This is a genomic window from Polaromonas sp. P1_E1_2 (genome assembly GCF_056406035.1).
Map to the genome: position 1 here is coordinate 1 of NZ_JBFUAZ010000412.1, position 3,918 is coordinate 3,918.

Consider the following 3,918-nt stretch of genomic DNA (forward strand, 5'->3'; position numbering starts at 1 on the left):
TCTCTACGCCGGGCCGGCACCTGCCCAGCAGGACAGCGGCCGCCTGGCGAGAAAAACCGCCAGATCCACCGTACCGGCCGGTGTGCGCCAAATCCCCGATATCGCCTACGGCACAGACCCGCGCCAGCGCATGGATGCCTACCTGCCGCAGCAGCCGGCAGCCAACGCACCGGTCATCGTCATGGTGCACGGCGGTGCCTGGATGGTGGGCAACAAGGCGATGGCCAACGTGACCGACAACAAGGTGGCCTGGTGGGTCAAACAGAAGGGCTACATCCTGGTGTCGGTGGGCTATCGCCTGTCGCCGCAGGTTGACCCGCTGGTGCAGGCGCGCGATGTGGCCAGTGCCCTGGCCAAGACGCAGGCCATGGCCGCCTCGTGGGGTGGCGATCCGGCCAAGGTCATTCTTATGGGGCATTCGGCGGGCGCACACCTGGTGGCACTGCTGGGTGCCTCGCCGGCATTGGCCTATACGTCAGGCGCCAGGCCGTGGCTAGGCACTGTGGCACTTGACAGCGCCGCGCTGGACCTTGAGCGCATCATGAAAGCGCGGCACATGCGGTTTTATGACCGCGTATTTGGCACTGACCCGGCCTACTGGCGCACTGTGTCGCCCACCAGCGTGCTGGCGGCTGACGCCACGCCGATGCTGCTGGTCTGCTCGACACAACGGGCGGATGACCCCTGCGCACAGTCGCGTGACTTTGCTGCGAAAGTGACGGCCAAAGGCGTGCGGGCCAGCGTGCTGCCGCAAGACCTGACGCACGAACAGGTCAACACCACGCTGGGCCTGCCCGGCGGGTATACCGATGCGGTAGACGGCTTTATGGCGGGGCTGCTGCCGCGCTGATGGATTTAAGTAAATACAGGCTGCAGCCCGCAGTAAACGGGCGCAAGACGCTATTTATTTGATAGCGAATCAGGCTCAGCTACTTCGCCGCACCAGGCTCTGCCGCGGCCGGAGCGGCATTGCGGCGGTGGTAGGTGAAAAACGTCCACATCATCAGCGTGGCGTCGGGGCCTTCAGGCTCGCTGTATTCCATGCTGGCGTCTCCGCCGCTCCAGGCGTGGCCCAGGGCATCTACGTCGCACTTCACCAGCTGCGGCTTGCGGCCGGCGTACCAGGTCGTGGTCTGGTAGGCATGGCGTGGCCGCCTGCCGCTGCGGCGCTCGGGGTAACGGCGAACCACCGGCTCGAGGCGGGCCGCATTTTGGGTAATGACCGGGTTGTTGATGATTTCGAACTGCTCGGCCAGCTGCTCGGCGTTCACCCGCCGCACCACGGCATCGTTGTCGCCATGGATCAGGATGGCCGGCATGCCCGGGAACGCCGGCTGGTCGCTGGCAAACAAGCGCGCCACCGCATCGTAAGACGAGCCCGAGCCGTGTTGCATGGCCCGGTAGGCGCTGAAGGGCGAGTGGGTGGTGCCGAACACGGGTGCGGAATGCATGCCCACGGCCGCGATCAACTCCGGGTGGCGCAGTGCCACGATGGCCGCCAGCGCGGCGCCGGCCGACAGGCCCGCCACGTAAGTTCGTGAAGCGTCAAGCCCGTGTTTTTGCTGCACCTGGGAAATCATGGCGGYGATCACGCCCACATCGCCCTCCCCGTTTTGTGTGGCCCGCTTGTACCAGTGCCAGCAGCGGTGGGCGTCGGCCGCACTGGATTGCTGGGGGTACAGCACCGCAAAACCCTTGCGCTCGGCCAGTTCGTTCATGCGGCTGCCCGCTGCAAAGTCAGCCGCCGTCTGCTGGCAGCCGTGCAACATGACCACCAGCGGGCGCGGTGCTGCAGGGGCATCGGGAACCCCGGCAGTAATGGCCGTAGTGGCCGTAGCGGCCGCGGCAGGAAGATACAGCCAATACAGCATGCGCCGGGAATCCGTCAGCAAGCCGTCCCCGGGCAAGGTAAACCAGGCCTTGCGCCAGGTGCCGGGCAACCCGGCTGCGGCGCGGGCCTGTGCCGCCGTGGGCCGGCGGGCTTTTTTGGCGGGCCGGACAACCACCGGTTTCAACAGCTTGACCCCGGGCCTGCGCCGGCGCGGCGTTGTGGTGGCAGGCAACGCCGGCGTGACCTTGGGAAGCAGGCTTTCAAACAGCCGCAAGCCCTGCGCCTGCTGGGCCTTGCCCATGCGGCGCATGCTTTTAAGCCAAAGACTGCTTATGCTTCTGGACATGGTTTGACAAAAAGTGGTGGGGCCATCTGGGGTCGGTTCGAGGTCTGCGTCTACTTTGATTTCCAGGAAGGGATTTGCGCCAGATCAATAAGTACACGGTCATTTTGCTGCATTGCAACAAAATGTCTACCAGCATGGCCATAAAACATTGAATTCGGCGCTTTCCGTCACAAAATCGGGGTTACAAAATGCTAAAACCCGAGCCGCTACGATGGAGCCTGGGAGCGCTTGTACCATTTCGGCGCGTTATCAGCGCCATTTCAGCGCGTACACGCACCATTTAGAGTCTTTTCGTGCTTTCCGGCCTTTGCCCTGTTTGCCCTCTTTTGAACGACCGCACATTTCTTTTCGCTTTTCGCCTGTTTTCTCATGCCCGAATTCCTGACCGCCGCCCTTTACCAGTTCGTTGAGCTGCCCGATTTCGCCGAGCTGCAGGCGCCGCTGCTGGCGCAGTGTGAGGCCCATGGTGTCAAGGGCACGCTGCTGCTTGCGGCAGAAGGCATCAACGGCACGATTGCCGGGCCGGAAGGCGGCGTGCGCGCGGTGCTGGCCTATCTGCGCAGTGACCCGCGCCTGGCGAAGCTGGAGCACAAGGAAGCATGGGCTGAGTCCATGCCCTTCTACCGGATGAAGGTGCGCCTCAAGCGAGAGATCGTCACCATGGGTGTGCCGGAAGTCCACCCCGCGCTGATGGCCGGCGAATACGTCAAGCCGCAGGAATGGAATCAGCTGATCAACGAACCGGGCGTGGTGCTGGTCGATACACGCAACGACTACGAGGTGTCCATCGGCACCTTCCACGGCGCCATCAACCCGCACACCAGCAGCTTTTCAGAGCTGCCCGGCTGGGTAGAGCGCGAAATGGCCGAAGRCGGCAAGCTGGCGGCGCATGACGGCAAAAAGCCGAAGGTGGCCATGTTCTGCACCGGGGGCATCCGCTGCGAAAAGTCCACCGCGCTGCTGCGTTCCAAAGGCTTTGAAGAGGTCTACCACCTCGAAGGCGGGATCCTTAAATACCTGGAAACCGTGCCCGAGGCGCAAAGCACCTGGGAAGGCGAATGTTTTGTGTTTGATGAGCGTGTGTCCGTCGGCCACGGCCTCAAGCCCGGCGCCTTCACGCTGTGCCGCTCGTGCCGCGATCCGCTGAGCGAAGAAGACCGCCAGTCGCCGCTGTACGAGCTGGGCGTGAGCTGCGCGCACTGCCATGCAAAGACCACGGAAGAACAGAAAACCGGCTACCGCGAGCGCCAGCGCCAGGTCGAGCTGGCCGAAGCGCGCAATGCCGCGCACATCGGCGTGCGGCAATCCGGCACCTGAAGTACCTGGTGTCTCAGGCCATGAACAGCTCCCTGCCCGTCCTGTATTCCTTTCGCCGCTGCCCGTATGCCATGCGCGCGCGGCTGGCGCTGGCCGTGAGTGGCGAGCCGCACGAGCTGCGCGAAGTCGTGTTGAAGAACAAACCCATGCCAATGCTGGCCGCGTCACCCAAAGGCACGGTGCCCGTGCTGGTGCTGCCCGGCGGCGAAGTCATTGATGAAAGCCTGGACGTGATGCTGTGGGCACTGCGGCGCAATGATCCCGAGGGCTGGCTCTCACCACCCACGGGGTCCATCGATGACATGCTCGCGCTGATTGCCGGCAACGACGGTGCTTTCAAGCGCAGCCTGGACCGCTACAAMTACCCGAATCGCTACACCGAAGAATCCGCAGGCAATACCGAGGCTTTTGCGCAGCTGCAGCG

At 63.8% G+C, this 3,918-nt stretch carries 4 protein-coding genes; 3 read left to right on the plus strand and 1 reads right to left on the minus strand.

The annotated features are described in order from the left end of the window. On the plus strand, positions 1–850 hold an 850-nt coding region (locus AC1D1P_RS16875), incomplete at its 5' end, for an alpha/beta hydrolase (RefSeq protein WP_477673762.1). Between the two features lie 79 nt (positions 851–929). Here AC1D1P_RS16875 and AC1D1P_RS16880 read toward each other — a convergent pair. After that, positions 930–2,177 (minus strand): extracellular catalytic domain type 1 short-chain-length polyhydroxyalkanoate depolymerase, encoded by a 1,248-nt coding sequence (locus tag AC1D1P_RS16880; protein WP_477673763.1) that lies wholly within the window; start codon positions 2,175–2,177, stop codon positions 930–932. Positions 2,178–2,546: 369 nt separating this feature from the next. On the opposite strand from AC1D1P_RS16880, the gene trhO reads away from it, so the two are divergent. Continuing rightward, complete coding sequence (trhO, locus tag AC1D1P_RS16885; RefSeq protein WP_477673764.1) at positions 2,547–3,494, plus strand: oxygen-dependent tRNA uridine(34) hydroxylase TrhO; 948 nt, start codon at positions 2,547–2,549, stop codon at positions 3,492–3,494. A gap of 20 nt (positions 3,495–3,514) precedes the next feature. After that, on the plus strand, positions 3,515–3,918 hold a 404-nt coding region (locus AC1D1P_RS16890; protein WP_477673765.1), incomplete at its 3' end, for a glutathione S-transferase N-terminal domain-containing protein.